At 53.5% G+C, this 3,015-nt stretch carries 1 rRNA gene; it reads left to right on the top strand.

The features are described from left to right. Positions 1-99 precede the first annotated feature (99 nt). Positions 100-2,981: ribosomal RNA gene (locus tag B879_RS20500) — 23S ribosomal RNA — on the top strand. Positions 2,982-3,015 lie beyond the last annotated feature (34 nt).

Consider the following 3,015-nt stretch of genomic DNA (forward strand, 5'->3'; position numbering starts at 1 on the left):
GTTCTTTGACATGTTGAGCGGAGAATGCAACAGAGACGGATTTTAATCTGTCGTTGATAATACGGCATATAACCTTTGCAAAAGGGGGTTATGTGTTAAGAGTAAGTGAACAAGGGCGCACGGGGGATGCCTGGGCTCCATGAGGCGAAGAAGGACGTGCCAAGCTGCGATAAGCTGTGGGGACCCGCAAGTGGGGCTGATCCACAGATTTCCGAATGGGGCAACCCACCACGTAAGTGGTATCCTGAAAAGGAGGCGAACCTGCCGAACTGAAACATCTAAGTAGGCAGAGGAAGAGAAAACAATAGTGATTCCGTGAGTAGTGGCGAGCGAAAGCGGATCAGCCCAAACCGCGCGTGTTACGGCACGTGCGGGGTTATAGGACCTGCGTAAGACATATGAATGTGACCTGAACGTACTGGGAAGTACGGCCGGAGAGGGTGAGGGCCCCGTAGGGGAAGCATGAATTTGTTGGCGGGTATCCTGAGTAGGCCGGGACAGGAGAAATCCCGGTTGAATTTGCCGGCACCATCCGGTAAGGCTAAATACTACATGGAGACCGATAGTGGACAAGTACCGTGAGGGAAAGGTGAAAAGTACCGTGAATAACGGGGTGAAAGAGAACCTGAAACCGTGCGCTTACAAGCGGTCGGAGCCCGCCTCGGCGGGTGACGGCGTGCCTTTTGCATAATGAGCCTACGAGTTGCGCCTCACTGGCAAGGTTAAGTGTTTTGAGACACGCAGCCGGAGCGAAAGCGAGTCTGAACAGGGCGGTTACAGTCAGTGGGGGCAGACGCGAAACTTTGTGATCTACCCATGGCCAGGCTGAAGGTGCGGTAACACGTACTGGAGGGCCGAACCGATAAGCGTTGAAAAGCTTCCGGATGAGCTGTGGGTAGGGGTGAAAGGCCAATCAAACTGAGAAATAGCTCGTACTCCCCGAAATGTTTTTAGGAACAGCGTCGTGGAATGTATTGATGAGGTAGAGCTACCGATAGGACTAGGGGGAGTCACATCCTACCAAATCCTGACGAACTCCGAATGCGTTGATACAGTAACGGCAGTGAGGGCTCGGGTGCTAAGGTCCGAGTCCGAGAGGGAAAGAACCCGGACCTACCGCTAAGGTCCCGAAATTTACACTAAGTTGAACAAAGGTGGTCCAGCTGCAGAGACAGCCAGGAGGTTAGCTTGGAAGCAGCTATTCCTTTAAAGAGTGCGTAACAGCTCACTGGTCGAGCGGCAGGGCGTCGATAATAAACGGGCATCAAGTGTAATACCGAAGCGTAGGATACAGACATGGGTCTGTGTGGTAGGGGAGCATTCCAATACCGGTGAATGTGCACGGCGATGTGTGCTGGAGGTTTTGGAAAAGCAAATGTAGGCATAAGTAACGATAATGGGGGCGGGAAACCCCCACACCGATAGACCAAGGTTTCCTGATCAACGTTAATCGGATCAGGGTCAGTCGGGACCTAAGGATAACCCGAACGGGGATTCCGATGGCAAATGGGTTAATATTCCCATACCGCACATACAGGTGACGGAGTGACGGAGTGATGAAAGGACCGCGCGGTGACGGAATACCGCGTTGAAGGGAGTAGGTATTTGGGCTGTAGTCAAATGCGCAGCCTTAGCCGAACCTGATAGTACCGCGATCCTACGGGAGAGCGGATAGTGTCCCTAAGTGCTTCCAAGAAAAACTTCTGGCGATAAGCGTATGTGCGCCCGTACCGCAAACCGACACAGGTGGTCAAGGAGAGAATCCTGAGGTGCTCGAGTGAGTCATGGCTAAGGAACTCGGCAAAATTGCCCTGTAACTTCGGGAGAAGGGGCGCCTACCCATGCGAATGGGAGGCCGCAGTGAAAAGGCCCAGGCGACTGTTTAGCAAAAACACATGGCTTTGCGAACTCGAAAGAGTAAGTATAAGGCCTGACACCTGCCCGGTGCCGGAAGGTTAAGAGGGGATGTTATCGCAAGAGAAGCATTGAATTGAAGCCCCGGTAAACGGCGGCCGTAACTATAACGGTCCTAAGGTAGCGAAATTCCTTGTCGGGTAAGTTCCGACCTGCACGAATGGTGTAACGATCTGGGCGCTGTCTCAGCCATGAGCTCGGTGAAATTGTAGTCACGGTGAAGATGCCGTGTACCCGCAACGGGACGGAAAGACCCCATGAACCTTTACTGCAGCTTAGCATTGGTATCGGGTAAACGATGTGTAGGATAGGCGGGAGGCTTTGAGACTGTGTCGCCAGGCATGGTGGAGCCGCTGTTGAAATACCGCCCTTTGTTTGCCTGGTATCTAACCCGCCTTTGGCGGGGACATTGCTTGGTGGGTAGTTTGACTGGGGTGGTCGCCTCCAAAAGGATAACGGAGGCTTCCAAAGGTTCCCTCAGCACGCTTGGTAACCGTGCGCGGAGTGCAATAGCATAAGGGGGCTTGACTGTGAGGCCGACAAGCCGAGCAGGGTGGAAACACGGGTATAGTGATCCGGCGGTACTGCATGGAAAGGCCGTCGCTCAAAGGATAAAAGGTACTCTGGGGATAACAGGCTGATCTCCCCCAAGAGCTCATATCGACGGGGAGGTTTGGCACCTCGATGTCGGCTCGTCACATCCTGGGGCTGGAGAAGGTCCCAAGGGTTGGGCTGTTCGCCCATTAAAGTGGCACGCGAGCTGGGTTCAGAACGTCGTGAGACAGTTCGGTCCCTATCTGTTGCGGGCGTGGGAAGTTTGAGGAGACCTGACCTTAGTACGAGAGGACCGGGTTGGACTGACCGCTGGTGTACCGGTTGTGGTGCCAACTGCACTGCCGGGTAGCTACGTCGGGAAGAGATAAGCGCTGAAAGCATCTAAGTGCGAAACTCCCTCCGAGATGAGACTTCCAAACAGGGCCGTCAGAGACGATGACGTTGATAGGCTGCAGGTGTAAAGTCAGTAATGACAAAGCTGAGCAGTACTAATAGCCCGAAAGCTTACTTCACGTAAGTCTGTTGCATTTTCCGCGAAACATGATC

It is taken from the genome of Cecembia lonarensis LW9, from assembly GCF_000298295.1.
Lineage (GTDB): Bacteria > Bacteroidota > Bacteroidia > Cytophagales > Cyclobacteriaceae > Cecembia > Cecembia lonarensis.